The sequence below is a fragment of the Streptomyces albiflavescens genome (assembly GCF_014645835.1).
Lineage (GTDB): Bacteria > Actinomycetota > Actinomycetes > Streptomycetales > Streptomycetaceae > Streptomyces > Streptomyces albiflavescens.
In genome coordinates this window covers 89,829-115,650 of the sequence record NZ_BMMM01000001.1, presented here as the reverse complement: position 1 = coordinate 115,650, position 25,822 = coordinate 89,829, and the positions used below count along the sequence as shown (strand labels likewise).

The window sequence follows — 25,822 nt, the reverse complement described above, 5'->3', positions numbered from 1 at the left end:
GCCCGAAGGACTACGAACCGGTCCGGTCGGTCACGTCCCTGACCTTCCACCGCTGGTTGGATCCGGAGTTCGGAGTCCACATCGTGACGGCGGTGACTCCGATGGATCCCAGAAGCCGTCGTGTGCGGGTACGGCGTGCCGAGATGTGCTCCCAACTCGTCGGTGGACGTTTCGGTGACGAAGCCCCGTCCTCTGGTCGCGGGCCGCCGCAGCACGGCGACGACCCTCGGGGAGAGGACGGGGCCCCGTCGTCAGGTCGCGGGCTGTCGCAGCACGGCGACGTCCCTCGGGGAGAGGACGGGGGCGCCGTCGTCTCCGGCGTGACCGATCAGGAGTTCCCCGGAGAGTCCGGTCAGCGGCACCGTCTCGTCGGTGCGGTTGACCAGGAACAGATAGCGGCTGTCGGCACCGCGGCGCACGATCAGCTCGACGCTGCCCCGTGCGCCGTCGGGCAGTTCACTGCGGACATCGGCCGGGGCGAGCAGCCGCGGCAGCAGGCCGGTGAGGCCGTCCACGCCGAGCCGGGTGGAGACGTACGCGGCCGAACCCCGGCCCACCGTGCGCCGGGTGACGGCGGGGCGACCGGCGTAGGGGCCGCCGCGGTAGTGGGACAGCACCTCCACCTCCGGGTCGGTGACGGTGATCCGGTCGGTCCACAGGGTGCCCGTGGTGCCGCCGTCCGGCCCCGGTTCCAGCTCGACCGTGTCGCCGTCGAGCAGCGGCCCGAACTCCTCGATGCTGATGCCGAGCAGCTCGCGCAGGGCTCCCGGGTATCCGCCCAGCCAGATGTGGTCGTTCTCGTCCACGACGCCGGAGAAGTACGTGGTGACCAGGTGACCGCCGTGCTCGACGTACCGCGTGAGCTCCTTGGACAGCGCCGCGGACACCATGTGCAGCACGGGGGCGATCAGCACCTCGTACCGGTCGAGGTCGGTCCGCGTGGTCACGATGTCGGCGCGCACGCCGAGAGCGAGGAGGGCGGAGTACCAGTCGAGCGCCTCCTGACGGTAGTCGAGGCGGGAGGTCGGGTGGGAGTCCTGCTCACTCGCCCACCACGACTCCCAGTCGAAGACGATGCCGACCCGGGCCGGCTCGCGCTCGGTTCCCGCGACCGGAGCCAGCGTCCGCAGGGTGTGGCCGAGGTCGGCCACCGCACGGAAGACCTCGCTGTCGCGCCCGGCGTGCGGAACCATCGCCGAGTGGTACTTCTCGGCGCCGGCCGCCGACTGGCGCCATTGGAAGAAGCACACGGCGTCGGCGCCGTGCGCGACGTGCAGCAGCGAGTCACGGGCCAGGTCGCCCGGCCGTTTGGCCAGGTTGACGGGCTGCCAGTTCACGGCACTGGTGGAGTGCTCCATGAGAAACCACGGACGCCCGCCCGCGACCCCGCTGACGAGGTTGGCGGAGAAGGACAGCTCGTCCCGGTCCTGCGGGCCGGGCAGGACATAGTGGTCGTTGGAGACGAAGTCGATCTCGTCGGCCCAGTCGGCGTAGTTCATCCCCTTGGTGCCGCCCATCACCATGAAGTTCGTGGTGACCGGAACACCGGGCGTGATCTCGCGCAGCAGGTCCCGCTCCGCGCGCAGATACTCCTTCAGCGCGTCGGAGGAGAAACGCTTGAAGTCCAGCTGCTGCGTCGGGTTCGGGTAGGAGGCGGCCAGCCGGGGCGGCAGGATCTGCTCCCAGTCGCTGAACCGCTGGGACCAGAACGCGGTGCCCCAGGCGTGGTTGAGGCCGTCGAGTGTGGAGTAGCGGGCGCGCAGCCAGTCGCGGAAGGCACGGGCCGCGTCGTCGGAGTAGTCGTAGATGTTGTGGCAGCCCAGCTCGTTGGAGACGTGCCAGGCCACCAGCGCGGGATGGTTCGCGTACCGCTCGGCCATCTTCCGCACCAGGCGGAGCGCGTGGTCGCGGAAGACGGGCGAGGTGGGACGCCAGTGCTGGCGGCCCCCCGGCCACAGCGTCTCACCGGAGGCGGTCACCGGGAGGATCTCCGGGTGCGCCGTGCTGAGCCAGGGCGGCGGGGAGGCGGTCGCGGTGGCCAGATCGACCCCGATACCGCCCGCGTACAGCAGGTCCATGACCTCGTCGAGCCAGGTGAAGTCCCACTCGTTCTCGGCCGGCTGGATGCGCGCCCAGGAGAAGATTCCCACCGAGACGATGGTGACGCCGGCCTCGCGCATCAGCCGTACGTCCTCCTCCCACACCTCGCGCGGCCACTGCTCGGGGTTGTAGTCGGCGCCGTACGCGAGGCGTGGGGTGGGGTCACCGTCCGGCCCGTGCTGCAACTGGGACAGGAGGGTGGAGATCATGGTGGTCCTTCCGGTGTGCTGCACGGGGCGGCGCGAGGTACGTGGTTGTTTCCGAGCGGCTGCCGCTGAGCGCCTGCTCCTCAGCGGCAGCCTTCAGGCGGTTACTTCTGGACGGTGAAGCCCTGCTCGTTTCCGTACTTGACGGAGGCGTCCTGCCAGGACTGCAGACCGGCGGTCAGCTTGGTGCCGGAGACATAGGCCTTGCCGACGGTGTCGTTGAAGATCGAGTTGGCGTAGACCTGGTAGGGCAGGTACGACCAGTCCGAGGCGACGTTCGCGGCCGAATCGGCGAAGATCTTGTTGGCCTTCTGCCCGCCGAAGTACGGGAATTCGGTGTTCTGGAAGGTGCTGGACTGAAGGTCAGCGGTGGTCGCCGGGAAGGCGCCCGCCTTGAGGCGGGTCTGCACGCCCTTACCGGCGTTCGCGTACTCGGCGAAGGCGTAGGCGAGTTCCTTGTTCTTGCCCAGGGTGGGCAGTGCGAGGGAGCTGCCGCCGTTCTCCGCGCTGGCCTTGTCGCCCGCGGTCCACGCGGGCAGCGGTGCCGCGCGCCAGTCGCCGGAGGCGCCCTTCACACCGGTGGCGAAGTTGGCGGGCATCCAGGCGCCGGTGGCGAGGGTGGCGATGGTGCCGTCACCGAGCCCCTTGTACCAGTCGTCGGTCCAGCCGGAGATGGGGGCGAGCAGCTTCTCGTCGAGGAGCTTCTGCCAGACGGCGGTGTACTTCTTGGCGCCCGCGTCGGAGAAGTTGATCGTCACCTTGGTGCCGTCGACCTTGTAGGGCCGCGAACCGGCCTGCCACAGCAGGCTGGTGGTCTCGCCCGCGTCGCCGGTGTCATTGGCGATGTACGCCTTGGGGTCGGCCTTGTGCAGGGCGCGGGCCGCGGTGAGGTACTCGTCCCAGGTGGTCGGCACCTTGATCTTGTACTTGTCGAAGACCTTCTTGTTGTAGAACAGCGCCATGGGCCCGGAGTCCATGGGCAGGGCGTAGATGTTCTTGGTGCCGGCCTTCACGGCGTTCAGCGGGCCGGGGGAGTACTTGCTCGCGAGCTTGTCCGCGCCGTACGGCGTCAGGTCGTCGAGCCCCTTCGTGAGGGCGTACTGGCCCAGCGCGTAGTACTCGATCTGCGCGACGTCGGGGACGCCCTTCTTCGCCGATATGGCGTTCTGCAGGGCCTTGTACTGGTCGTTGCCGGTGCCGGCGTTGACCAAGTTGACGTGGACCGCGGGGTGTTCCTTCTCGAAGTCGGCGGCGACCTGCTTGAGCGTGGGCTCCCAGGCCCACACCGTGAGGTTGCCGCCCTTCTTCAGGGCCGCGTCGACGTCCTTCGCGGAGACCGGCTTCGAGCTGGAGCCGCTGTCGTCGGAGCCTCCGCAGGCGGTCGCCCCCAGGGCGAGAGCGGAGACGAGGGCGAGGCCGCGCAGCAGGCGGCGAGGGTTCATGTGCATGGACGTGCTTCCACTTCGTCGTGGCCGAAACCGTGCCTGATGAGGGTTGAGAACTGTGCGAGAGAGGGGTTGTTGCGGGGGCTTGAAGGGGGTTACTCCTTGACGCTTCCGGCGGCGAGCCCGGACTGCCAGTACTTCTGGAGCAGGAGGAACGCGGCGATCAGCGGCAGGATCGTGATCAGTGAGCCGGTGATCACCAGGTGGAAGACAGGGGTGCCGCCGGCGGTCGCCGCCTGGGCGTTCCAGCTGTTCAGGCCCAGCGTCAGCGGATACCAGTCGGGGTCCTTGAGCATGATCAGCGGCAGGAAGTAGTTGTTCCAGGTGGCGACCATCGTGAACAGTGAGACGGTCACGATGCCGGGCGCCAGCAGCGGCAGGACGACCTGGAAGAAGGTGCGCAGCTCGCCCGCGCCGTCGATGCGGGCGGCCTCCATCAGCTCCGCGGGCACGGCCTCGGTGGCGAACACCCACATCAAGTAGAGGCCGAAGGGGGAGATGAGGGAGGGGATGATCACCGCCCACGGGGTGTCGGTCAGCCCCATCTTGCTGAACATCAAGAAGGTGGGTACGGCCAGGGCGGTGCCCGGCACCGCGACGGCACCGATGACGACGGCGAACACCGCACGCTTGCCCGGGAAGTCGAACTTCGCCAGCGCGTAACCGCCCAGCACCGCGAGCAAGGTGGCACCCCCGGCCCCGAGCGCCACGTACAGCACGGTGTTCAGCAGCCAGCGGGAGAAGACGCCGTCGTTGTAGGTGAACGTCTCCTTGATGTTGTCCCACAGGGCGAAGTCGCCGTTGAACCACAGCCCGAACGAATGGGCCAGCCCCTCCTGGGTCTTGGTGGCGCTGATGACCAGCCAGACCAGTGGTACGAGGGAGTAGAGCAGGATCAGTCCGGTGAGCACGGTCAGCAGCACACTGCGCCGGGGGCGCCCGGGACTGTGCCGACGCGGCTTGCGCAGCCGGGGCACGGCGCCGGACGAGCCGGCCGAAGGACGTGCGGGCTGGGAGACGGTGGTGACAGAGCCGCTCATCGCTTCACGCTCCCTTGCGCATGCCGCGCAGCTGGACGACGTAGGCGATGACCATGGTGATCACGCCCATGACGATGGCGACCGTCGCGGAGTAGTTGTTCTGCTGGCCCGAGAAGGACAGCGAGTACGTGTAGTAGTTGGGGGTGTAGTCGGTGGTGATGGAGTTGGGCGCCAACTTCTGCAGGATGCTCGGCTCGTTGAACAGCTGGAACGTGCCGATGATCGAGAAGATCGTCGCGATGACGAGGGCGCCGCGGATCGCCGGGAGTTTGATGGCGGTGATGACGCGGATCTGTCCGGCGCCGTCGATCTGCGCGGCCTCGTACAGCGAGTGCGGGATGACGCGGAGCGTGGAGTAGAAGATCAGCATGTTGTAGCCGACGAACTCCCAGGTGACGATGTTGCCGATCGATGCCAGGATCAGATCGGGCCCGAGCGGGTTGGGCAGCGAGACGCCGAAGGCGTCGTTGATGTCGCTCACCAGGCCGAAACGGGTGCCGTACATGAAGCCCCACATGAGGGTGGCGACCACGGCGGGTACCGCGTACGGCAGGAAGATCGAGATCCGGAAGAAGTCCTTGCCGTACAGCCGTCCGCTGTCCAGCGCGAGCGCGACGAGCAGGGCGATGCCCAGCATGATCGGCACCTGCACCAGCAGGAACAGCGACACACGTGCCAGGGAGTCCCAGAACTGGTGGTCCTGCAGGGCCTGTTGGTAGTTGTCCAGGCCCACGAAGGTGGTGCCGCCGATGAGCTGGGTGCGGAAGAGGCTGAGGTAGATCGAGTACGCGATCGGAGCCAGGAAGACGAAGGCGAAGACCACCGCGAACGGGCCGATGAACCCCCACCCTGTCCAGGAACGGCGGTCCCGTTTCGCCGGAGGTGGGGTCGGGGGCCGTGTCGCGGCCGCGGGCGGTTGTAGCGTCGTCATGTCGTTCCTCGCTCGTCCATCTCGGAACCGGCGTCGTACGCCGTCGCGATGTTTACGCAAACATCAAGGTCCGGAGGATGCCTCCGGCTGTTATGTTTACGTAAACATCTGATGGCGGCATGTCTACACTGCCCCAATGTCGGCGGTCAAGGGTCGCCTGATGAAACAGCGACTCAGGTAATCGAGGGAGACGGGTGGACACAGCGGACGGTGCCTCGACGAGCAGGGATCGGGCACGCACGCGTACGGAGAAGCGGGCCGCGCGGCGCACACAGAGTGCGTCCATGGCGGATGTCGCGCGCCTGGCCGGCGTCTCCTCGCAGACGGTCTCCCGGGTGTCCAACGGTTACGCGGGGGTCAACGAGGAGACCCGGCAGCAGGTGCTCGCGGCCATGAAGGAGCTGGGCTATCGGCCCAACAGTGCCGCCCGCGCCCTCAAACGCGGCGAGTTCCTCACCATCGGCGTCATCACCTTCAACCTCTCCACCACGGGCAATATGCGCACCCTGGAGGCGATCGCCACCTCCGCGGCGCAGGAGGGTTACGCCGTCACGCTCCTGCCCGTCGCCGTTCCCACCCAGGACGAGGTGCGTGGCGCCTTCTCCCGGCTGGGCGAGCTCGCCGTCGACGCCGTCATCGTCATCATGGAAGTGCATCTGCTCGACGCGGCGACCATCTCCCTGCCGCCCCACGTCCAGGTCGTGGTCGCCGACTCGGACGCGGGCGACCGCTACACCGTGGTCGACACCGACCAGGCCGGCGGAGCCCGTGCCGCCGTACGCCACCTCCTGGACCTGGGGCATCGCACGGTCTGGCATCTGGCCGGTCCCGAGGAGTCGTTCGCGGCACAGCGCCGTGCCGACGCCTGGCGCCTCGAACTCGCCGATGCGGGACGCGTCCTGCCACCCGTCGTACGAGGCGACTGGTCGGCGGAGTCCGGCTACCGCGCCGGTCTGCGACTCGCCGGCGAGAAGGACTGCACCGCGGTGTTCGCCGCCAACGACCAGATGGCACTCGGGCTGTTGCGGGCCCTGCACGAGCGCGGCCGCAAGATCCCCGACGACGTCAGCGTCATCGGCTTCGACGACATCCCCGAGGCCGGCTCCTTCCTGCCTCCCCTGACCACCGTCCACCAGGACTTCGCCGAGGTGGGACGCCTCTGCGTCGAGGGAGTGCTGCGGCGGATGCGCCACGAGGGGGCGGAGCACGGCACCACGCTCGTCCCCACGAAACTCGTGGTGCGCGACAGCACCGCGCCGGCCCCTCTTGCCGCGGGCGAGTAGAACGGCGCCGCGGCGCGCAGGGCCGCCGCGAGCAGCACGGAGGGAACGCCGTTCTCCCTCGCGCAGGCCGCCTCGCCCGGCTGCAGGAGGCATGGCCCCCCCGCCCGGCCGGGGCCCGGCGGCCGCCTGGACGTCACCGCTCGCCGCCCTCTGACCTCACGCGCGCGTGCGCGACACGCCCGTGTGACCGATCATGGATGTTCAGCGGGTCGCAGACTCCCGGGACCCGAGGAGGATGCCGGTGGCGCCGGACGTTCCTGCCGCGCAGCCCCTGATCTCCAGCGACGTCGAGGCGGTGCTGGCGGCGGCGGGCGGCCTTGTCGCGGGCCTGCCGCTCGGCCGTGAGTACCGAGTACTGCGCCGGATCTTGGAGGGCACAAGGGCGGGAGTGGCCGTACTCGACACCGAACTGCGCTTTCTGTACGTCAACCCGCGCATGGCCCGGGTGGACGGGCTGCCGGCCGAGGCCCACCTCGGCCGCACCCTCACCGACGTCCTGCCGGGAGTGCATCACGCCGAGCAAGTCCTGCGGGAGGTGCTCCGGGACGGGCGGCCCCGCCAGCTGGTCGCCACCGGGTTCACCCATGCTCCCTCGCCTCCCGCGCGCCGCGTGTGGCGGGCGACGTACCACCGGCTGGAGGACGAGCACGGCAGGATCGTCGGGCTGGTCGGCGTCGCTCTGGAGATCACCGAACCGAGCCAGTATCTGCGCGAGTTGGAGCGCGCCCAGCAGCGTATGGCGCTGTTGGACACCGCGGTCACGCGGATCGGCACGACCCTGGACGTCGAGGCCACCTGCGCCGAGCTGGCCGACTTCGTGGTCCCCGGGCTCGCCGACGCCGCAGGCGTGGAGCTGTTCCAGCAGGATCGGCCCTCCGGGCGGCGCGGGACTCCGCCCGGAGTGATGCGGCTGCGCCGGGCCGCGGCCAGCTTCGCACCGCAGCTCAGGTCCGCGCTGCGGGAGATCGGCGCGATCGGTGTGTCTATGGAATACGAAGCGGGGTCACCGATCCGGCGGCGGCTGGACGCCGGAGAGTCCTGGATGCACGACCTCTCGGCGGGCGACGTGCCCGAGGGACCGTATGCCGGCCGGGTCGCCCGGTATCGCGCCCTCGGGGTCCATTCCCTCCTCATCACACCCCTGGGCACCGAGGACCGTCTCCTCGGCACCCTGTCGATGATCCGCGCCGGACCCTCACCCTCCTTCACGCGCGAGGACGCCGTGGTGGCAAAGGAGTTGGCGGCCCGCGCCGCCCGGGCCCTGGACCGGGCCGTCCGCTATGCCCGCGACCATGCGATGGCCCTGGAGCTGCAGCGGGCCCTGCTGACCGAGCCGACCGTCCCCCACCCGAACCTGGAGACGGCCTTTCGGTATCTGCCGGCGGACGACACCACGGTGGTCGGCGGCGACTGGTTCGACGCCCTTGCCCTGTCCCGTGACCGCAACCTCCTGGTCATCGGCGATGTCATGGGCCACGGAGTCGAGGCGGCCGTCGCCATGAGCCACTACCGGTCCATGATGCGGGCGCTGGCGGACACCGGACTGCAACCGCACGAGATGCTCCAGCACGCCGACCGCATGGTCGCCGACGCCGGCTTCGACCGGGTCGCCACCTGCCTGGTGGCCCTCGGCGATCCCCATGCCAACACCGTCTCGTACGCCAACGCGGGACACCTGCCTCCCCTTCGGCTCACTCCGCAGGGACACCCCGAGATCGTGCCCCTTCCGGTGGGTCCACCGCTGGGCACCGGGTTCGGCTCGTACGAGACCGTCACGCGCCCGGGTGTGCCCGGCGGGACCCTGCTGCTCTACACCGACGGCCTGGTGGAACGCCGGGACGAGGACATCGACGAATCCCTCCGCCGCCTCACTCGGCTGAGACTCTCTCCACGAGACAGTCTCGACAAGATCGTCGACGATGTCCTGGCCCAGCTGATGAGCGGTCCCGCGGAGGACGACGTCGCCGTGCTCGCCGCCCGCGTGCACCGCCTCACGCGCCACTGAGGCACGTGGGCGAGGTGCACGCCGGTCTTCTCGCGCAGGAAGACCGACAACTTCCTGGGGGAGCGCCCTCGGTGTGTCAGCGATAGAGGGCGGGGCGCTCGATCAGTCGGACCTCCGTCCGGCGGCCCTCCGCCTGGGCGCGGACGCCCGCCTCGCAGACGGCTGCCGCGGCGTATCCGTCCCAGCTGCTGGGCCCGGTGACCTCGCCGCGCAGCGTGGCGTCGACCCAGGCCTGGACCTCGCGGTCGTAGGCGTCCACGAACCGCTCCACGAAGTCCGGGGCGACGGAACCGCCCCACCGTCCCGCCGTGTTGACGAGCATCCCGTGGGCCTCGCCGATCCGTGCCGTGCCGTTCTCGCAGACCGCTTCGGCCTGTACCTGGTAACCGAAGCGGCAGTTGACGTAGATCTCGACGTCGACCAGGGTGCCTCCGTCCGTCTCGAAGACGACGAACTGCGGGTCGGACAGGCCTTCGGGCGCGTTGCCGGAGGGCTTCGGCTTCATCACCGTGACCGCGGTGATCTCCTGATTCAGCAGCCAGCGGGCGACGTCCATCTCGTGCACCACGGAGTCGTTGATCAGCATCTGCTCGGTGAAGTACGGCAGGACGTCGGCGTTGCGGTGCCGGTTGTGCAGCATCAGCGGCCTGCCCAGTTCGCCGCTGTCCAGCAGTGACTTGAGCTTCAGGTACTCGGCGTCGTACCGCCGCATGAATCCGACCTGGACCCGCCGGTGGCCGAGCTTCTGCTCGGCCTCCATGACGCGCAGCGCGGAGGCCGCGTCCGGTGTGAGGGGCTTCTCGCACAGCACCGGCAGGTCGTGCTCGAAGGCGGTGAGCAGCGCCGCCTCGTGGGCCGGGCCGGGCGAGGCGATGATCACGGCGTCGACGTCGTCCGCGGCCATGGCGGCGGACGGGTCGGTGTACGCGGTGCAGCCGTCGATGCCCGCGGCGAGTTGCTTGGCCCGTTCCGCGTCGAGGTCCGCGACGGCGGTCACCCGTGCCCCGCTGATGACCTCGGTGATACGGCGTACGTGGTCGGCCCCCATCCGGCCGGTGCCGATGACGGCGATGCCGAGCGTTCCGCGCTGGGTCATGGTGTTCGGTGGTCCCTTCGGGTGGTTCAGGCGCCGCAGGAGCGGAGGAACGTGCGGGTGCGCACGGCGATGGGCAGCGGCTTGTCCGGTTCGCAGGGGTACATGTCCTGCTCGACGATGGCGAACAGTTCGACGCCCAGGCGCTGGGCCGCGACCAGTACCGGCTCCAACTCCGGTACACCGGAAGGGGGTTCGCACATCACGCCGCGCTGGACGGCGGGACCGAAGGGCACCTCGTTCCTGACGACGTCGGCGAGGATGTCGGGGTCGACCTGCTTGAGGTGGAGATAGCCGATCCGCTCGCCGTAGGTCTCGATGAGCTTCACGCTGTCGCCGCCGCAGTAGGCGTAGTGCCCGGTGTCCAGACAGAGGTTGACCAGGTCGGAGTCGGTCGAGTCGAGGAAGCGCTCGACGTGTTCCTCGGTGTCGATGTGGGTGTCGGCGTGCGGGTGGACGACGATGTCGAGTCCGTACGTCTCCTTGACCTCGTGGCCGAGCCGCTCCATACCCTTGGTCAGGTGGGCCCACTGCTCGGCGGTCAGCTCCGGCGGCTCGAGGATCTCGGCGGTCTTGTCGTCCCGCCAGAAGGACGGGATGACCACCAGGTGCTTGGCGCCCAACGCCTGGGTGAGCGCGGCGACCTCGCTGACGTGCTTCCAGGTGGACTCCCAGACCGAGGGTCCGCGGTGCAACCCGGTGAAGATCGTGCCGGCCGACACCTTCAATCGACGCTTGTTCACCTCGTCGGTGAGCCGGGCCGGGTCGGTCGGCAGATAGCCGTACGGGCCGAGTTCGATCCAGGAGTAGCCGGCCTCGGCGACCTCGTCCAGGAACCGTTCCCAGGGCACCTGCTGCGGGTCGTCCGGGAACCAGACACCCCAGGAGTCGGGGGCCGAGCCGACCCGGATGCGGTCGAGGGGAGTGGTCATCTCAGGAGGTCCCTTCGGAGGAGGCCGCCACGGGTGCCTGGAGGTCCTCGGCTTCGGGGAGCTCCTCGACGTCGACGCCGCGGACTTGTGCCAACTCGTGCTTGAGGGCCGCGAGTTCGGCGCCGCCGGCCATGTGGTTGGTGAGCTCTTCCAGGCTGACCTCGCTGCGGTCGGCGCTGAGTTCCATGGTGCCGAGGCGCAGGACGCTGAAGTGGTCGCCGACCATGTAGGCGTGGTGCGGGTTGTGGGTGATGAAGATGACGCCGAGGCCGCGGTCGCGGGCGGCGGCGATGTACTTGAGGACGACGCCGGACTGCTTGACGCCGAGTGCGGCGGTCGGCTCGTCGAGGATGAGCACGCGGGCGCCGAAGTAGACGGCGCGGGCGATGGCCACGGACTGGCGCTGGCCGCCGGAGAGGGTGCCGATGGGCTGGTCGAGGTCGTCGAGGACGATGCCCATGTTGCGCAGTTCCTCGTCGGCGGTCTTCTTCATCTTCTCGATGTCCAGGCGCCGGACGGGCCAGGGGCCCTTGGTCATTTCGGAGCCCAGGAAGAAGTTCCGCCACACCGGCATGAGCGGGACGGTGGCGAGGTCCTGGTAGACGGTGGCGATGCCCTTGTCGAGGGCTTCGCGGGGGGTGGTGAACCGTACCGGCGTGCCGTCGACGAGGAACTCGCCCTCGGTGTGCTGGTGCAGCCCCGAGATGATCTTGATGAGGGTGGACTTGCCGGCGCCGTTGTCGCCGAGCACGCAGGTCACCTTGCCGGACTGGACGGTGAGCGAGACGCCGTGCAGGGCACGGATGTTGCCGTACGACTTCCCCGCGTTGCGGAGTTCGACGAGCGGCCGGTCTTCTTCGGGCATGGTGTCCTCGATGATGGCGCCGTGGGTTCCGGTTCCGTTGGTTGTCATGCGGTCACCTCCGGGTCGCCGTGCGCTGGACCCACAGATTGATCAGGACGGCGCCGAGCAGCATCACGCCGAGGAACGCCTTGAACCAGTCGGGGTTCCAGCCCGCGTACACGATGCCCTGGTTCACCATGCCGAACATGAAGGCGCCGAAGACCGGGCCGATCGCGGAGCCGTAGCCGCCGGTGAGCAGACAGCCGCCGATCACCGCCGCCGCGATGTAGATCAGCTCCTGGCCGACGCCTTCGCCGGACTGCACGGTGTTGAAGGAGAACAGCTGGTGCATGCCGACGAACCACGCGCCGAAGCCGACGGTCATGAACAGTGTGATCTTGGTGAAGTTCACCGGCACGCCGACCGCGCGTGCGCTGTCCTTGTTGCCGCCGACGGCGAAGATCCAGTTGCCGTACTTGGTGCGCAGCAGGACCCAGGTGGCCAGGGCCGCGAAGACCAGCCACCACACGACGGTGATCTTCACCTGGACACCGCCGACGTCGAACGACGAGGCGAAGATCTTCTTCGCCTGGTCGAAGCCGTCCATGGTGCTGATGTCGTCGGTCGCGACGTTGCCGGTGACCAGCTTGGTGACCGCGAGGTTCACGCCTTGCAGGATCAGGAAGGTGCCCAACGTGACCAGGAAGCTGGGCAATCCGGTGCGGACCACCATCCAGCCGTTGAAGGCGCCGATCCCGAGCGACACGAGGAGTGCGACGATCACGCCCACCCACACGTTCATGGTCAGCTGGTAGCTGAGCATGCTCGCGGTCAGCGCCGAGGTGATCACAGCGACACCGGACGACAGGTCGAACTCGCCGCCGATCATCAGCAGGGCCACCGGCAGCGCCATGATGCCGATGGTCGACGACTGGTAGAGGACCGTGGCCATCGAACTGCCCTGGCGGACCGAGGGGGCCGCGATCAGGAAGAAGACGAGCACCGCGACGGCGCCGAGGAAGACACCGACCTCGGGCCGGGCGAGCAGCCGCAGCGCCAAGGGGCGCTGTGAGGTGCGGCCGTCGGTCTCTTTGGGGCCGGGGGCCGGCGGTGTGGTCACCGCCGGCGCAGCCTGGGGGGACATGCTCATCACCGAGTGCCCTTCGCGGCGAACGAGGCCACGGCGTCGACGTTGCTCTTGTCGACGAAGGCCGGGCCGGTCAGCACCGGCTGCTCACCGCCACCGCTGTAGTTGCCGTTGTTCTTGTACAGCCACAGGGAGTCGACGGCGAGGTAGCCCTGGAGGTAGGGCTGCTGGTCGACGGCGAACTGGATGTCGCCCTTCTTGATGGCCTTGGTCAGGTCCTTGTTGAGGTCGAAGGTCGCGACCTTCGCCTTGCTGCCCGCGTCGCCCACCGACTGGACCGCGGTCAGGGCGTACGGGGCGCCGAGGGTGACCACGTAGTCGATCGCGCTGTCCTGCTTGAGCTTGGCGGTGATCGTCGACTTCACGGAGGGCATGTCGGTGCCGTTGACGTACAGCGTCTCGGTCGTGCCCGAGAACGTCTTCTTCACACCGTCGCAGCGCTGGGTGAGCCCGATGTTCCCCTGCTCCTGGATCACACAGACGGCCTTCTTGGCGCCGATCGAGTTCAGCCTGTTGCCGAGCGCCTCGCCCGCCACGCCCTCGTCCTGTCCGAAGAACTCCATCAGGCCCAGCTTCTTCCAGTCGCTCACCCCCGAGTTGAGGCCCACCACCGGTATGTTGGCCGCCTTCGCCTTGCTCACGACGTCCTTCATGGCGTCCGGCTTGGCCAGGGTGATCGCGATGCCGTCGACCTTCTGGTCGACGGCGTTCTGGACGAGGTTGGCCTGGCTGCCCGCGCTCGGGTCGGCGGAGTAGACCAGCTTGATGTTGTCCTTGGCCGCGGCGGCCTCGGCGCCCTTGCGGACGATGTCCCAGAACGTGTCGCCGGGAGCCTGATGGGTGACCAGCGCGACTGTCATGCGAGGGGTGTTGGCCTTGCCGGCCGACGCGGCGGCGCCGCTTTCCTCTGCCTTCTTGCCTCCCGAGCCGCTGGAACAGCCGGCGACGAGGAGGGCGGATGCCGCCGCGATCGCTACGACTGGGGCGATTCTGCGAGAGCGGGGGTGAAACGTGCGGTCCATCTTTCCAGCACCTCACTGTGCGACAGGGGAAGGGAACGGGACGGCGCGGGGCGCGGTGCCCGTGCGGGCCCGGACGGGCAGGTCCGGATCTTGAGCCGGTGACGAGGCTGTTTCGTTGGGACGGGATACAAGTCCCTGTTGCACCCACCTGTCAATACTTTGTTAAGACATCATTTCCTGAGCAGGTCCGAATGTCAGTACAAAGTCTTGACAGGAGCTTGCTGTGCGTCCTACACCTAAGAGGCATCGGGCGCCCCTTTGCCCGCATCCCACGCATCAGGAGCGTCACGCATGCCTGAGTCCGCTGAATCCTTCGACGTCATCACCATGGGACGTATCGGCGTCGATCTCTACCCCCTGCAGACGGGTGTGCCGCTCGCGCAGGTCGAGTCCTTCGGAAAGTTTCTCGGCGGCTCGGCGGCCAATGTCGCGGTGGCCGCCGCGCGCCTGGGCCGCGCCACCGCGGTGATCACCCGCACCGGCCAGGACCCCTTCGGCACCTATCTCCACCAGGCGCTCAAGGAGTTCGGCGTCGACGACCGCTGGGTCACGCCCGTCGCCGCGTATCCCACGCCGATCACCTTCTGCGAGATCTTCCCGCCGGACGACTTCCCGCTGTACTTCTACCGGCGGCCCAAGGCGCCGGACCTGGAGATCCACACCGACGAGCTGGACTTCTTCGCCATCCGCGCGGCCCGCATCTTCTGGATCACCGGCACCGGTCTGAGCGAGGAGCCCAGCCGCTCGGCCACGCTCGCCGCCCTGAAGGCGCGCGCCAAGTCGGGCACCACGGTCTTCGACCTCGACTGGCGCCCGATGTTCTGGAAGGACCCCGACAGCGCGCGCCCGTACTACGCCGAGGCGTTGCGCCATGCCACGGTCGCCGTCGGCAACCTCGACGAGTGCGAGATCGCCACCGGGGTACGCGAACCACGGGCCTGTGCCCAGGCTCTCCTCGACGCCGGTGTGGAACTCGCCGTCGTCAAACAGGGTCCCAAGGGAGTCCTGGCCGTCCACCGTGACGGCACCGTCGCCGAGGTCCCGCCGGTACCGGTGGAGGTCGTCAACGGCCTCGGCGCCGGAGACGCGTTCGGCGGCTCGCTCTGCCACGGTCTGCTGTCCGGCTGGGAGCTGGAGAAGACCATCCGGTACGCCAACGCGGCCGGCGCGCTTGTCGCCTCCCGGCTCGCCTGCTCCTCCGCGATGCCGACCGAGTCCGAGGTCGAGGACCTCCTCGTACGCGGCTGACCGAGTCCGAGGCCGAGGCGCACCGCGAACGCGGCCGACCGACGCCACCCCTGAACGGAGCCTGTCTTGAGCATCAGCATCCCCGACCTCGTCACGGTGCGCGCCCGGCACCCGGAGGCCATCGCCGAAGCGGCCGCCCGCCGTGTCCGCCGCCCGCTGATCGGCGACAGCGGCCGCCTGATGATCGTGGCCGCCGACCACCCCGCGCGCGGCGCCCTCGGTGTCGGCGAGCACCGCCTGGCCATGGCCAACCGCGCCGACCTCCTGGAACGCCTCTGCGTCGCGCTGTCCAGGCCCGGTGTGGACGGGGTGCTGGCCACCGCCGACATCCTGGAGGACCTGCTGCTCCTGGGCGTCCTGGAGAACAAGGTCGTGATGGGCTCCATGAACCGTGGCGGGCTCGCGGGCGCCTGCTTCGAGATGGACGACCGCTTCACCGGCCACCGCGCCGAGGACATCGAGCGGCTCCGCTTCGACGCCGGAAAGCTCCTGCTGCGCATCGACTACGACGACCCCGGCTCCCTGGAGACCCTGCAGACGACGGCCCGCGCCGTCGACGACATGGCAGCCCGCCGACTGCCGCTGTTCGTCGAGCCGTTCATATCCCGCCGGGTGGAGGGCACGGTCCGCAACGACCTGAGCGCCGAGGCCGTCACCCGGTCCATCGCCATCGCCTCCGGGCTCGGTGGCACCTCCGCCTACACCTGGCTCAAGCTGCCGGTCACCCACGACCCCGACGACATGGCCGAGGTACTGGAGGCGTCCACCCTGCCCGCCGTGCTGCTCGGCGGCGAGGTCGGCAGGGACCAGGAGGGGGCGTACGAGAGATGGCGCAAGGCCCTGCGACTGCCCACCGTCCAGGGCATGGTCGTCGGCCGGTCGCTGCTCTACCCCGCCGAGGGCAGCGTCGAGACCGCGGTGGACACCGCGGTCGGCCTGCTCTGAATGCCCGTTCTGCCCTTTCTGAACCCCTGTTCAGCTTGTTCTGAGCCCCGTACAGGAGCCACCCGATGACCACCACGCACCACCTTCCCGCGGGCAAGGCCACCGCCGACGCCTACACCGTCGACGTCACCCCCGAGTCGGCCGGCTGGGGCTACTCCAGCCTGCGTGTCCTCGAACTGCCGCCCGGTGGCTGGCACGCCTTCGACACCGGCGACAGCGAGTGGATCGTGCTCCCGCTGTCGGGCGGCTGCACCGTCGCCGTCGGAGGCGACACATTCCGGCTCGCCGGGCGCGAGAGCGTCTTCAGCGGGGTGAGCGACTTCGCGTACGTCCCCCGGGACGCCCAGGCCTCGATCGCCTCGCGCGACGGCGGACGGTTCGCGCTCACCGGTGCCCGCTGCGCCCGCAGGCTGCCGGCCCGCTACGGGCCCGCCTCCTCCGTCCCGGTCGAGATGCGCGGCACCGGCAACTGCTCGCGCCAGGTCAACAACTTCGGTGCGGCGGCCCGTGCCGGAGGTGCTGATGGACAGGGTTTCGAGTGCGACAAGTTGATCGCCGTCGAGGTGATCACGCCCGGCGGCAACTGGTCCTCCTTCCCGCCGCACAAGCACGACGAGCACCGGCCCGGCGAGGAATCGGAGCTGGAGGAGATCTACTACTTCGAGTTCGCCGCCCACGAGGGCACGCCCGGCCTCGGCTACCAGCGGGTCTCGCCCTCGGGCCACGGCACCAACACCGACGTGCTGGCCGAGGTGCGCGACGGCGATGTCGTCCTCATCCCGGACGGCTGGCACGGACCGTCCATGGCCGTGCCAGGACACGACATGTACTACCTCAACGTCATGGCGGGTCCCGGGCCGGACCGGGCCTGGCTGATCTGCGATCACCCCGACCACACCTGGATCCGCGCCACCTGGCCCGAGCGGCCGGTCGACCCCCGCCTCCCCCTCTACACGGCACCGGAGAAGTCCTGATGAGCACCCCCACCCGCCGTCTGACCGTCGCCCAGGCACTGGTGCGCTTCCTGTCCGCGCAGTACAGCGAACGCGACGGCGTACGGCACCGGCTGATCGCCGGCACCTGGGGCATCTTCGGCCACGGCAATGTGGCGGGCATCGGCCAGGCGCTGCTGGAGGCCGGCGAGGACACCATGCCCTTCCATCAGGGCCGCAACGAGCAGTCCATGGTGCATGCCGCGGTCGGCTACGCGCGCCAGCTCAACCGCCTGTCCGCACAGGCCGTCACCACGTCCATCGGCCCCGGCGCCACCAACCTCGTCACCGGCGCGGCCCTCGCCACGGTCAACCGCCTCCCGGTGCTGCTTCTGCCGGGCGACTACTTCGTGACCCGCCCGGCCGACCCGCTGCTCCAGCAGCTGGAACACCCCGTCGAGGCAGACGTCTCCGTCAACGACACCCTGCGCCCGGTCTCCCGCTACTTCGACCGGATCACCCGCCCCGAGATGCTGATCCCGTCCGCCCTGAACGCGATGCGGGTCCTGACCGACCCGTCCGAGACCGGCGCCGTCACCCTCGCCATGCCGCAGGACGTGCAGGCGGAGGCGTACGACTGGCCGGAGGAGTTCTTCGCCGAGCGGGTCTGGCACGTACGCCGTCCCGCCCCCGATCCGGTCGAACTCGCCGAAGCCGTACGGGCGATCCGCGCAGCCGAGCGTCCGCTGCTCGTCGCCGGCGGGGGAGTGCACCACAGTGAGGCCGAGGGCGCGCTGAAGGCCCTGGTCGACGCCACCGGCATCCCGGTCGCCTCCACGCAGGCGGGCAAGGGCTCCCTGCGGTACGACCACCCCGCCGACCTCGGCGGCATCGGCCACACCGGCACCGCCGTCTGCGACGACATCGCCCGCACCGCCGACCTGATCATCGGGGTCGGCACCCGGTACACCGACTTCACCACCGCGTCCCACACGCTGTTCCAGGAGCCCGGCGTCCGGTTCGTGAACCTCAACATCACCGCCTTCGACGCCCACAAGCTCGCCGCCCGCACATTGGTCGCGGATGCGCGGGCGGGCCTTGAGGCTCTCACCGAGGGGCTGTCCGGCCACCGGGTGGACGAGGCGTACGAGGCCGAGTACCGCGCAGGCAAGGCGCGTTGGGAGGAAGTGGTCGAGACCGCCTACCGGGCCGAGGACTCCGCCGTGCCCACGCAGACCCAGCTCCTCGGCGCCCTGGACGCGGTCGTCGGCGACGACGACGTGGTCATCAACGCGGCCGGCTCGCTCCCCGGCGACCTGCACAAGCTGTGGCGGGCGCGCGGCCCACGCCAGTACCACCTGGAATACGGGTACTCGTGCATGGGCTACGAGATCCCCGCGGGCATCGGCGTCCAGCAGGCCGCCCCCGGAACACCGGTCTGGTCGCTGGTCGGCGACGGCACGTATCTGATGATGCCCACGGAGATCGTCACCGCGGTCCAGGAGGGCCTGCCCGTCAACCTGGTGCTGATCCAGAACCACGGCTACGCCTCCATCGGCGGCCTCTCCGAGGAGACGGGAGGCGAGCGCTTCGGCACCGCCTACCGCTACCGCGCCGCCGACGGCACCTTCTCCGGGGCCCCGCTCCCGGTCGATCTCGCCGCCAACGCCGCCAGCCTCGGCATGGACGTCCTGCGCGCCAAGACCGTACGGGAACTGCGGGACGCGCTGGCCACGGCGCGCGCCTCGGACCGGCCGACATGCGTGTACGTCGAGACCGACCGGACGCCCACCGCCCCTCCGGCCGAGGCCTGGTGGGACGTACCCGTCGCCGAAGTGGCCTCGCGCGAAGCCGCGTTGAACGCCCGTGAACGGTACGACGGCCACGCCGCAGCGCGCCGCCGCCACCTCTGACTCCTCTGACCTCCCCGCCCACGAAAGGCCCCCGCACCATGAAGACCATCACCCACTGGATCGGCGGCAAGCCCGTCAAGTCTTCCTCCGGACGCGTCGGCCCGGTCTACAACCCGGCCACCGGCGCCCAGGAGAAGCAGGTCGGCTTCGCCTCGGTCGACGAGGTGGACACCGCCGTCGCCACCGCGAAGGCCGCGTTCGAGAGCTGGGGGAGCGCCTCGCTCGCCAAGCGCACGGCGATCCTGTTCAAGTACCGCGAACTGCTGGACGCCCACCGCGACGAGATCGCCGAGCTGATCACCGCCGAGCACGGCAAGGTCCACTCCGACGCGCTCGGCGAGGTCGCCCGCGGCATGGAGATCGTCGAGCTGGCCTGCGGCATCTCGGAGAAGCTCAAGGGTGAGCTGTCCACGCAGGTCTCGACCCGGGTCGACGTCGCCTCGATTCGCCAGCCGCTGGGCGTCGTCGCCGGCATCACGCCGTTCAACTTCCCGGCCATGGTGCCGATGTGGATGTTCCCGCTCGCCATCGCGTGCGGCAACACCTTCGTGCTGAAGCCGAGCGAGAAGGACCCGTCGGCCTCCTTCAGGCTGGCTGAGCTGGCCTCCGAGGCCGGACTGCCGGACGGCGTGCTGAACATCGTGCAGGGCGACAAGGTCGCCGTGGACCGCCTCCTGGAGCACCCGGACGTCGTCGCGGTCTCCTTCGTCGGATCCACGCCCATCGCCAAGTACATCCAGCTCAAGGGTGTCGAGCACGACAAGCGCGTGCAGGCCCTGGGCGGAGCCAAGAACCACATGCTCGTCCTGCCCGACGCCGACCTGGACTTCGCCGCCGATCAGGCCATCAACGCCGCGTACGGTTCGGCCGGTGAGCGGTGCATGGCAGTGTCCGTCGTGGTCGCGGTCGGCGACACCGGCGACGAACTGGTCGGGAAGATCGCCGAGCGCGCCAAGGGGCTGAAGATCGGCCCGGGCAACGACCCCGCCTCGGAGATGGGTCCGCTCATCACCGGCGAGCACCGTGACAAGGTCGCCTCCTACGTGGCGAGTGCGGCGGCCCAGGGTGCCGAGGTCGTCGTCGACGGCACCGGCTACGCCGTCGAGGGCCACGAGAACGGCTTCTTCCTCGGCGTATCGCTGCTCGACAAGGTGCCGGTGACCGCGGACGCGTACAAGGACGAGATCTTCGGCCCGGTCCTGTGCGTGGTGCGCGCCGACACCTACGACGACGCCATCAAGCTCATCAACAGCTCCCGTTGGGGCAACGGCACCGCGATCTTCACCCGGGACGGCGGCGCCGCCCGCCGCTTCCAGCTGGAGGTCCAGGCAGGCATGGTCGGCATCAACGTGCCGATCCCGGTGCCCGTCGGCTACCACTCCTTCGGCGGCTGGAAGGACTCCCTCTTCGGCGACCTGCACATCTACGGCAACGACGGCATCGCCTTCTACACCCAGGGCAAGGTGATCAACACCCGCTGGCCCGACCCGGCCGACGGAGGCATCAACCTCGGCTTCCCCAGCCACTCCTGAGCCTTTTCCCGCGTCAAGCGGCGGCCGGTGCGGGAACGGATCCGCAGCCTTCCGCACCGGCCGCCTTCAGGACCGAACGTCAGGACGATGCGATGGCAAGGGTTTCCCCCCACCGGACCGCCGGATCCACACGAGCGAGCGCCGCCGCCACGCTCGCCGGCATGGATTTCGCACTCGACCGGAGCAGCCCCGTCCCGCTCTACTACCAGCTCGCACAACAGCTGGAGTCCGCGATCCAGCGCGACGTGCTGAGCCCCGGGAGCCTGCTCGGCAACGAGGTCGAGCTCGCGGGACGGCTCGGTCTGTCCCGCCCCACTGTCCGTCAGGCCATCCAGACCCTGGTCGACAAGGGGCTCCTGGTCCGCCGCCGCGGCGTGGGCACCCAGGTGGTGCACAGCCAGGTCAAGCGTCCACTGGAACTGAGCAGTCTCTACGACGACTTGGAGACCGCCGGCCAGAGCCCCACGACCCAGGTGCTGCACAACGAGGTCGAACCGGCCTCCCCGGAGGTCGCCGCTGCCCTGGGCATCGCCGAGCGCAGCGGCGTGCACCGCGTGGACCGACTGCGCCTCACTCACGGCCAGCCCGTCGCGGCCCTGTGCAACTACATTCCGGAGGGACTGCTGGACGTCGACACCGCCCGGTTGGAGTCGACCGGCCTGTACCGCATGATGCGCGCGGCCGGCATCACCCTGCACAGCGCCCGCCAGTCCGTAGGAGCCCGCTCGGCCACACCGGAGGAGGCCGAGCGGCTGCACGAACCCGCGGGCGCCGCCCTGCTCACCATGCGGCGCACGGCCTACGACGACACCGGCCGCGCGGTCGAGTACGGCACCCACATCTATCGCGCCTCGCGGTACGCCTTCGAGTTCCAGCTGCTCGTCCGCGCCTGAGACAGCGCGTGCGGGCGTACGGTCCTGGAGTCTCGTACGTTCCTGAAGTCGCCCCCGCCGTGTCAGTCGGCCGCGGTCGTCGTGCCCCTGACGACGGGCCGCGGGGCGAGGACGGTCTCGCGCGCGGTGGTCCGGCCCTCCAGGCGGCCACGGCCGACTTCTGACCCTTCCGGCGGCCTCCCGGCTCCCGTCCGTGCTGCGGTCGGGAGCCGGTTCCGGGCTCCCTCCTACTGCCCGGAGTCGCGGCGGGCCTGTCCGCGGCGACGCAGCAGGAGCAGGCCGCCCGCGAGGGCGGCGACGCCGGTGGCGGCGGTCCAGGCGGGCAGGTCCGAGGATCCGGTGGCGGCCAGGTCGCCGCTCCTCCCGCCGAGCGGGCTCGCGCTGGAGGAAGGGGCGGCGGACGCGACTCCGGAGCCCGACGCGTCGGATCCGGTGGTGGAGGGTGTCGGCGATGCCGTCGTCCCGGCCGTGGTGGCCCGGCCGCGGGTGAACGCCAGGGTGCCGAAGCCGAGTTGGTCGTAACCGCCGCTGTTGGGGCCGTAGTCCCCGCCGCCGCCCTCGGGCGCGAAGCGGGCCGCGATCCGCGTGAGGTACTGCGCGTCCAGTCCCCGGCGCTTGGTGTAGTGGTTGGCGATCATGGCCCAGATCGGCCGGGCCATGGCCGGGTCGACGGCCGCCGCCGCGGAAGCGGTCTCCGTGCCCGACCAGATGCCGGGCGCGCCCTTTTTCCGGGTGTACGGGGTGTAGGGCACGTCCGCGCCCAAGCTCCACTTGGCCACGTACTGGGCGCCCTTGAGGAAGCGGCTGTCGTCGTAGCCGTACAGGTCGATGCCCTGGTTCCAGGCCATCTCGCAGATGGTGCCCATCAGGCCGACGCCCAGCAGGGCATGGCCCTGGTCGCGGCCGGCCTCGGCCCACTCGGCGAGGCCGTCGGAGTACACGACCGGGATGGCGTTCTTGATGGAGCCCATTCCTGCCCCGTGCTTGAAGTACGCGACGGCCCGATCGACCTTGGTGCGGTCGTCGCACAGGATGCCGATGGCGAGGACGGAGGCGATGTTCGTCAGGTCCCAGTTGGCCCAGTAGTTGCTGATGTAGGCGCCGTTGTGGTTCGCCAGGAAGTCCTCGCTCAGCGGATGGAAGACATTGAGCATCATCTTCTGGAAGCGGGCCAGCTCGAAGCCGCCGTGGCCGCGGATGAGCTCGGCGGCGTTGGCGAACTGGTAGCCGTAGAGGCCCGAGGCGAGGAACCGGTCGGCGCTTCCGTCGAGTCTGGTCAGCTTGGCCGACCAGGCGTTGAGGATGTCGCGGGCGGTGTCGGCGTGCGCGGTGTGCCCGGTGATGTGCCAGCGCAGGGCGTTCTGGTAGGCGGCGTGGATGTCGTTGTAGAGCGTGGCGTAGTTCTCGGGCGTGCCCGAGCCGCGATAGACGGTCGCCTGAGGGTTGGCCGTCCAGGTGCTCTGCGCATGCCGGTTGGCCGTCAACTTGGCGAAGCCCGCCGTGTAGGGTTGCGCCCCCGCCTTCACCTTGGCCGCCATGCGGGCCAGGTCGGCCTGGGTGTGCAGCATCCCGGGATGGGCGAAGACACCGCTCGCCGCCGACGCCGGGGCCGCCGCGACGGCAGTGCCGGCTCCGGCGGCGCCCGCGGCCGCACCGGCGATCTTCAGCATGGTTCGGCGACTGATCTGTGCTGTCACTGACGTGGTTCCTTAGCGCTCGGTGCCTGGGATGCCTACGCACAGGAGACGCCGTGGAACGCGGCCGATAACAAAAAGTCGGGCAACTGCGGGACGCTGCGGACCGGTCCGAGAAGGGCGCCGAGCGATCAGCACCGCACGTCGCGCGAGTCCGGGGCCGCGCATGCCGATCCCCGTCGTCGACCGTGGCCGACCTCCGCCTCGGGCGCGGCTGAGACACGCGGCGCCTTCGCCGAACCGCGCCGTCCGGGGCTCATGTCGCCCCGTGCAGCACGGTGGTCGTTGTTCTGGTCACGTCGCCCACGAGAAGGGTGCCGCGTGACCGTTGCGGCCGGTGAAGTCCCAGGACCGGCCGTGTACGCCCTTGCCGACAGCCCGGGTGGACCGGGCGATGGTCAGCGTGCTGTTCGCCGGGTGGAACATGCCGGTCAGCCCCATCACCGGGCCGTCTTCGCCGAACTGCGGGGCCACCTGGTCCTCGATCGCGATGTCGATGGCGTCGGCCACCTCCACCGTGTGGCGGCGACCGTCGTTGCGGAACTCGATGGGGACGCGTTCGACGCCGAGGACCTCGCCGATGAGGGGGACGAGTGCCGCCATCGGCCCGCCCACCTGCCCGGAGAAGACCTTGCCCAGCGCATCCGCCTGGCTGTCGTCGGCGGAACCGTCGACATACAGCGCCACCTGCCAGCCGCCCTCGGCCATCACACGAGGCGTGTCGGCGAAGACGACGACGCTGCGGTCCGACACGTCCACACCGTCGACCTCGCCGCGGTCGACGTGGAACGCCAAAGTCACCTGGCAGCGCTCGTGGTCTGCGGGTGCGGTCATGCCCGAGGTGGTGCATGGACACACGGAGTCGCAGTTGCAGCTCTCCAGATAGGTGCCGCTCAGATTCCAAGTCATTTCTCTTCACCTGCCTGATGTGCAAGCCTGCCGACCACGCGAAGTGGTACCCCGGCGGCAGAGCACGTACAGCCTGGTGCGGACGTCGGCCACGTACCGCGCCCAGAAGTCACCGGAGAAGACGGGACCGTGGACGCATACGGCGCGCCCGCCCGGCCACAAGATCGACATCGGGAGAGCCTCTAGGGCCTGTCGTCACATTCCCGTCTGCCCCGCGACGCCTGGCACGCACTCTCGCCGGCGAAAGCCCAAGTACGTCCAGTACGAGGACTTCCGCCCGGCACGCCGAGAGCACGCACCAGACGCCGCGGGGCCGCCCTTCGGGCGACGACGTGAATGTGACGACAGGCCCTAGGCGAATCCCTCGGTGCGCGCGGCCGCCCGAGCACTTCTCAGCCTAGTCCGGCTTCTCGCACAGCACCGGCTTCCGGCCCGTACGGCGGCGATGGGCCAGGTCGGCGTGGGGGAGTACGCCCCCCGCGTCCTCAGGCCAGTGACACCCAAGTTCCCCGCTCGGCCGAGCGTGACATGGCGTCCAGCGCGGCCGCGCTGTGAACCGCGTCAACCAGCGTCGCGCCGTACGGGGTGTTGTCAGCGATGGAGCGCAGGAAGTGGTGCGCCTCGATGACCTTGAGGTCGTCGTAGCCCATGGCGTTCGCCGAGCCCGGCTGGAAAGCCGCGTACTCTCCGTCCCCCGGACCGACGTACACGGTGCTGACCGGCTGGTCCTGGTACGACGTACCCCGGCTGACCCCCAGTTCGCCCATCCGCCGGAAGTCCCAGAAGACCGCGCCCTTCGTGCCGTGCACCTCGAAGCCGTAGTTGTTCTGTTCGCCGACGGAGACGCGGCAGGCCTCCAGCACGCCCCGCGCGCCGGAGGCGAAGCGCAGCAGGCAGTTGACGTAGTCCTCGTTCTCCACCGGGCCCAGCTCACCGCCTGCCGCGCGTGTGTGACCGGCGGTCGCGCCCGTAGGGCGGGCCCGCTCCGGCAGGAAGATCGCGGTGTCCGCGGTCAGCGCCGCGATCTCGCCGAGCAGGAAGCGCGCCAGATCGACGCCGTGCGAGGCCAGATCCCCCAGGACCCCGCTGCCGCCCCGCTCCCGCTCGTACCGCCAGGTCAGCGCGCCCTCAGGATGCGCCGCGTAGTCGCTGAACAGCCGGATGCGGACATGGGTGACGGCGCCGAGCTCGCCCGAGGCGATCAATTCGCGGGCTGCGGCGACGGCAGGCGCGTTGCGGTAGTTGAAGCCGACGGTGCCCTGGACCCCGGCCTTGGCCACCGCGTCCGACACCGCGCGGGCGTCCTCGGCGGTCAGGCCCACCGGCTTCTCGATCCAGATGTGCTTGCCCGCCTCGGCCATGGTGGTCCCGATCTCGCGGTGCAGGAAGTTCGGCGCGGCGATGCTCACCGCCTGGACCCGGGAGTCGGCGGCGACCTCACGCCAGTCCCGGGCCGCGGTGGCGAAGCCGTACTGGGCCGCTGCCTCCTCGGCGCGGCCGGGCACCTCGTCGGCGACGGCGACCAGCTCGGGCCGCAGGGAGAGCCCCGGGAAATGGTGCGGCACGCGGGCGTACGCCTGGGTGTGCACCCGTCCCATCCAGCCGAACCCCACGACGGCAACGCCGAGCGAACGCACCATGACTGCCTCTCTTTGGACCGGTCCAACAAGTTCGGGCCTCACATTGAACGTCGTTGTGTGAGGTGTCA

Annotated in this window: 20 protein-coding genes; 8 read left to right on the top strand and 12 right to left on the bottom strand. The window is 69.6% G+C overall.

Annotated elements, in window-relative coordinates; all coding sequences use genetic code 11:
* Nucleotides 1-251: 251 nt before the first annotated feature.
* The 4 genes from IEY95_RS00470 to IEY95_RS00455 all read right to left on the bottom strand — a co-directional run bounded on the left by IEY95_RS00470 (nucleotide 252) and on the right by IEY95_RS00455 (nucleotide 5,722).
* A complete protein-coding gene (locus IEY95_RS00470) occupies nucleotides 252-2,309 on the bottom strand; it encodes a beta-galactosidase (RefSeq protein WP_189183790.1) in 2,058 nt (685 codons plus the stop codon).
* 101 nt (nucleotides 2,310-2,410) lie between these two features.
* Complete coding sequence (locus IEY95_RS00465) at nucleotides 2,411-3,754, bottom strand: ABC transporter substrate-binding protein (protein WP_189183789.1); 1,344 nt, start codon at nucleotides 3,752-3,754, stop codon at nucleotides 2,411-2,413.
* A 92-nt stretch (nucleotides 3,755-3,846) separates the two neighbouring features.
* Nucleotides 3,847-4,791 (bottom strand): carbohydrate ABC transporter permease, encoded by a 945-nt coding sequence (locus tag IEY95_RS00460; protein ID WP_189183788.1) that lies wholly within the window; start codon nucleotides 4,789-4,791, stop codon nucleotides 3,847-3,849.
* A gap of 4 nt (nucleotides 4,792-4,795) precedes the next feature.
* Nucleotides 4,796-5,722, bottom strand: a complete 927-nt coding sequence (locus IEY95_RS00455; RefSeq protein ID WP_189183787.1) for a carbohydrate ABC transporter permease — start codon at nucleotides 5,720-5,722, stop codon at nucleotides 4,796-4,798.
* A gap of 194 nt (nucleotides 5,723-5,916) precedes the next feature.
* Between IEY95_RS00455 and IEY95_RS00450 the strand changes: the two genes are divergently transcribed.
* The gene (locus IEY95_RS00450; RefSeq protein ID WP_373294415.1) at nucleotides 5,917-7,005 is read left to right on the top strand and encodes a LacI family DNA-binding transcriptional regulator; all 1,089 of its coding nucleotides are present in this window, start codon (nucleotides 5,917-5,919) and stop codon (nucleotides 7,003-7,005) included.
* Nucleotides 7,006-7,246: 241 nt separating this feature from the next.
* On the top strand, nucleotides 7,247-9,010 hold the full coding sequence (locus tag IEY95_RS50325) for a SpoIIE family protein phosphatase (protein ID WP_308429262.1): 1,764 nt from the start codon (nucleotides 7,247-7,249) through the stop codon (nucleotides 9,008-9,010).
* Between the two features lie 76 nt (nucleotides 9,011-9,086).
* On the opposite strand, the gene IEY95_RS00440 is transcribed toward IEY95_RS50325, so the two are convergent.
* The 5 genes from IEY95_RS00440 to IEY95_RS00420 are packed head-to-tail and all read right to left on the bottom strand — an operon-like array spanning nucleotide 9,087 to nucleotide 14,048.
* The gene (locus IEY95_RS00440) at nucleotides 9,087-10,106 is read right to left on the bottom strand and encodes a Gfo/Idh/MocA family protein (protein WP_189183784.1); all 1,020 of its coding nucleotides are present in this window, start codon (nucleotides 10,104-10,106) and stop codon (nucleotides 9,087-9,089) included.
* Nucleotides 10,107-10,132: 26 nt separating this feature from the next.
* On the bottom strand, nucleotides 10,133-11,035 hold the full coding sequence (locus IEY95_RS00435) for a sugar phosphate isomerase/epimerase family protein (RefSeq protein WP_189183783.1): 903 nt from the start codon (nucleotides 11,033-11,035) through the stop codon (nucleotides 10,133-10,135).
* A gap of 1 nt (nucleotide 11,036) precedes the next feature.
* Complete coding sequence (locus IEY95_RS00430) at nucleotides 11,037-11,948, bottom strand: ATP-binding cassette domain-containing protein (protein WP_189183782.1); 912 nt, start codon at nucleotides 11,946-11,948, stop codon at nucleotides 11,037-11,039.
* 4 nt (nucleotides 11,949-11,952) lie between these two features.
* Nucleotides 11,953-13,029 (bottom strand): ABC transporter permease, encoded by a 1,077-nt coding sequence (locus IEY95_RS00425; protein ID WP_189183781.1) that lies wholly within the window; start codon nucleotides 13,027-13,029, stop codon nucleotides 11,953-11,955.
* Nucleotides 13,029-14,048 carry a sugar ABC transporter substrate-binding protein gene (locus tag IEY95_RS00420; protein ID WP_189183780.1) on the bottom strand — a complete coding sequence of 340 codons (1,020 nt, stop codon included), beginning with the start codon at nucleotides 14,046-14,048 and terminating at the stop codon, nucleotides 13,029-13,031. Before IEY95_RS00420 ends, IEY95_RS00425 begins: the two co-directional genes overlap by 1 nt.
* A 291-nt stretch (nucleotides 14,049-14,339) precedes the next feature.
* On the opposite strand from IEY95_RS00420, the gene iolC reads away from it, so the two are divergent.
* The 6 genes from iolC (at nucleotide 14,340) to IEY95_RS00390 (ending at nucleotide 21,511) form a co-directional block, all read left to right on the top strand.
* On the top strand, nucleotides 14,340-15,296 hold the full coding sequence (gene iolC / locus IEY95_RS00415; RefSeq protein ID WP_189183779.1) for a 5-dehydro-2-deoxygluconokinase: 957 nt from the start codon (nucleotides 14,340-14,342) through the stop codon (nucleotides 15,294-15,296).
* Between the two features lie 66 nt (nucleotides 15,297-15,362).
* Nucleotides 15,363-16,241 (top strand): Cgl0159 family (beta/alpha)8-fold protein, encoded by an 879-nt coding sequence (locus IEY95_RS00410; RefSeq protein ID WP_189183778.1) that lies wholly within the window; start codon nucleotides 15,363-15,365, stop codon nucleotides 16,239-16,241.
* Between the two features lie 65 nt (nucleotides 16,242-16,306).
* Nucleotides 16,307-17,215, top strand: coding sequence for a 5-deoxy-glucuronate isomerase (gene iolB, locus IEY95_RS00405; RefSeq protein WP_189183777.1), 909 nt, complete (start codon nucleotides 16,307-16,309; stop codon nucleotides 17,213-17,215).
* On the top strand, nucleotides 17,215-19,086 hold the full coding sequence (gene iolD / locus IEY95_RS00400) for a 3D-(3,5/4)-trihydroxycyclohexane-1,2-dione acylhydrolase (decyclizing) (RefSeq protein ID WP_189183776.1): 1,872 nt from the start codon (nucleotides 17,215-17,217) through the stop codon (nucleotides 19,084-19,086). The genes iolB and iolD overlap by 1 nt, the downstream gene beginning before the upstream one ends.
* Before the next feature lie 38 nt (nucleotides 19,087-19,124).
* On the top strand, nucleotides 19,125-20,618 hold the full coding sequence (locus IEY95_RS00395; protein ID WP_189183775.1) for a CoA-acylating methylmalonate-semialdehyde dehydrogenase: 1,494 nt from the start codon (nucleotides 19,125-19,127) through the stop codon (nucleotides 20,616-20,618).
* 161 nt (nucleotides 20,619-20,779) lie between these two features.
* Complete coding sequence (locus tag IEY95_RS00390; protein WP_189183774.1) at nucleotides 20,780-21,511, top strand: GntR family transcriptional regulator; 732 nt, start codon at nucleotides 20,780-20,782, stop codon at nucleotides 21,509-21,511.
* Between the two features lie 227 nt (nucleotides 21,512-21,738).
* Here IEY95_RS00390 and IEY95_RS00385 read toward each other — a convergent pair whose 3' ends face one another.
* The 3 genes from IEY95_RS00385 to IEY95_RS00375 all read right to left on the bottom strand — a co-directional run bounded on the left by IEY95_RS00385 (nucleotide 21,739) and on the right by IEY95_RS00375 (nucleotide 25,754).
* A complete protein-coding gene (locus IEY95_RS00385; RefSeq protein ID WP_189184574.1) occupies nucleotides 21,739-23,181 on the bottom strand; it encodes an alginate lyase family protein in 1,443 nt (480 codons plus the stop codon).
* A 318-nt stretch (nucleotides 23,182-23,499) separates the two neighbouring features.
* On the bottom strand, nucleotides 23,500-24,114 hold the full coding sequence (locus IEY95_RS00380; protein ID WP_189183773.1) for a DUF1326 domain-containing protein: 615 nt from the start codon (nucleotides 24,112-24,114) through the stop codon (nucleotides 23,500-23,502).
* Nucleotides 24,115-24,599: 485 nt separating this feature from the next.
* A complete protein-coding gene (locus IEY95_RS00375; RefSeq protein WP_189183772.1) occupies nucleotides 24,600-25,754 on the bottom strand; it encodes a Gfo/Idh/MocA family protein in 1,155 nt (384 codons plus the stop codon).
* Nucleotides 25,755-25,822: the final 68 nt, after the last annotated feature.

Bases quoted from the DNA above. Each gene is read 5' to 3' on its own strand.
- IEY95_RS00395 (WP_189183775.1), top strand. From the start codon at position 19,125: ATGAAGACCATCACCCACTGGATCGGCGGCAAGCCCGTCAAGTCTTCC.
- IEY95_RS00435 (WP_189183783.1), bottom strand. From the start codon at position 11,035: ATGACCACTCCCCTCGACCGCATCCGGGTCGGCTCGGCCCCCGACTCC.
- IEY95_RS00425 (WP_189183781.1), bottom strand. From the start codon at position 13,029: ATGAGCATGTCCCCCCAGGCTGCGCCGGCGGTGACCACACCGCCGGCC.
- IEY95_RS00420 (WP_189183780.1), bottom strand. From the start codon at position 14,048: ATGGACCGCACGTTTCACCCCCGCTCTCGCAGAATCGCCCCAGTCGTA.
- iolD (WP_189183776.1), top strand. From the start codon at position 17,215: ATGAGCACCCCCACCCGCCGTCTGACCGTCGCCCAGGCACTGGTGCGC.
- IEY95_RS00455 (WP_189183787.1), bottom strand. From the start codon at position 5,722: ATGACGACGCTACAACCGCCCGCGGCCGCGACACGGCCCCCGACCCCA.
- iolB (WP_189183777.1), top strand. From the start codon at position 16,307: ATGACCACCACGCACCACCTTCCCGCGGGCAAGGCCACCGCCGACGCC.
- IEY95_RS00470 (WP_189183790.1), bottom strand. From the start codon at position 2,309: ATGATCTCCACCCTCCTGTCCCAGTTGCAGCACGGGCCGGACGGTGAC.
- IEY95_RS00465 (WP_189183789.1), bottom strand. From the start codon at position 3,754: ATGCACATGAACCCTCGCCGCCTGCTGCGCGGCCTCGCCCTCGTCTCC.
- IEY95_RS00375 (WP_189183772.1), bottom strand. From the start codon at position 25,754: ATGGTGCGTTCGCTCGGCGTTGCCGTCGTGGGGTTCGGCTGGATGGGA.
- IEY95_RS00440 (WP_189183784.1), bottom strand. From the start codon at position 10,106: ATGACCCAGCGCGGAACGCTCGGCATCGCCGTCATCGGCACCGGCCGG.
- iolC (WP_189183779.1), top strand. From the start codon at position 14,340: ATGCCTGAGTCCGCTGAATCCTTCGACGTCATCACCATGGGACGTATC.
- IEY95_RS00380 (WP_189183773.1), bottom strand. From the start codon at position 24,114: ATGACTTGGAATCTGAGCGGCACCTATCTGGAGAGCTGCAACTGCGAC.
- IEY95_RS00430 (WP_189183782.1), bottom strand. From the start codon at position 11,948: ATGACAACCAACGGAACCGGAACCCACGGCGCCATCATCGAGGACACC.
- IEY95_RS00390 (WP_189183774.1), top strand. From the start codon at position 20,780: ATGGATTTCGCACTCGACCGGAGCAGCCCCGTCCCGCTCTACTACCAG.
- IEY95_RS00460 (WP_189183788.1), bottom strand. From the start codon at position 4,791: ATGAGCGGCTCTGTCACCACCGTCTCCCAGCCCGCACGTCCTTCGGCC.
- IEY95_RS00385 (WP_189184574.1), bottom strand. From the start codon at position 23,181: ATGCTGAAGATCGCCGGTGCGGCCGCGGGCGCCGCCGGAGCCGGCACT.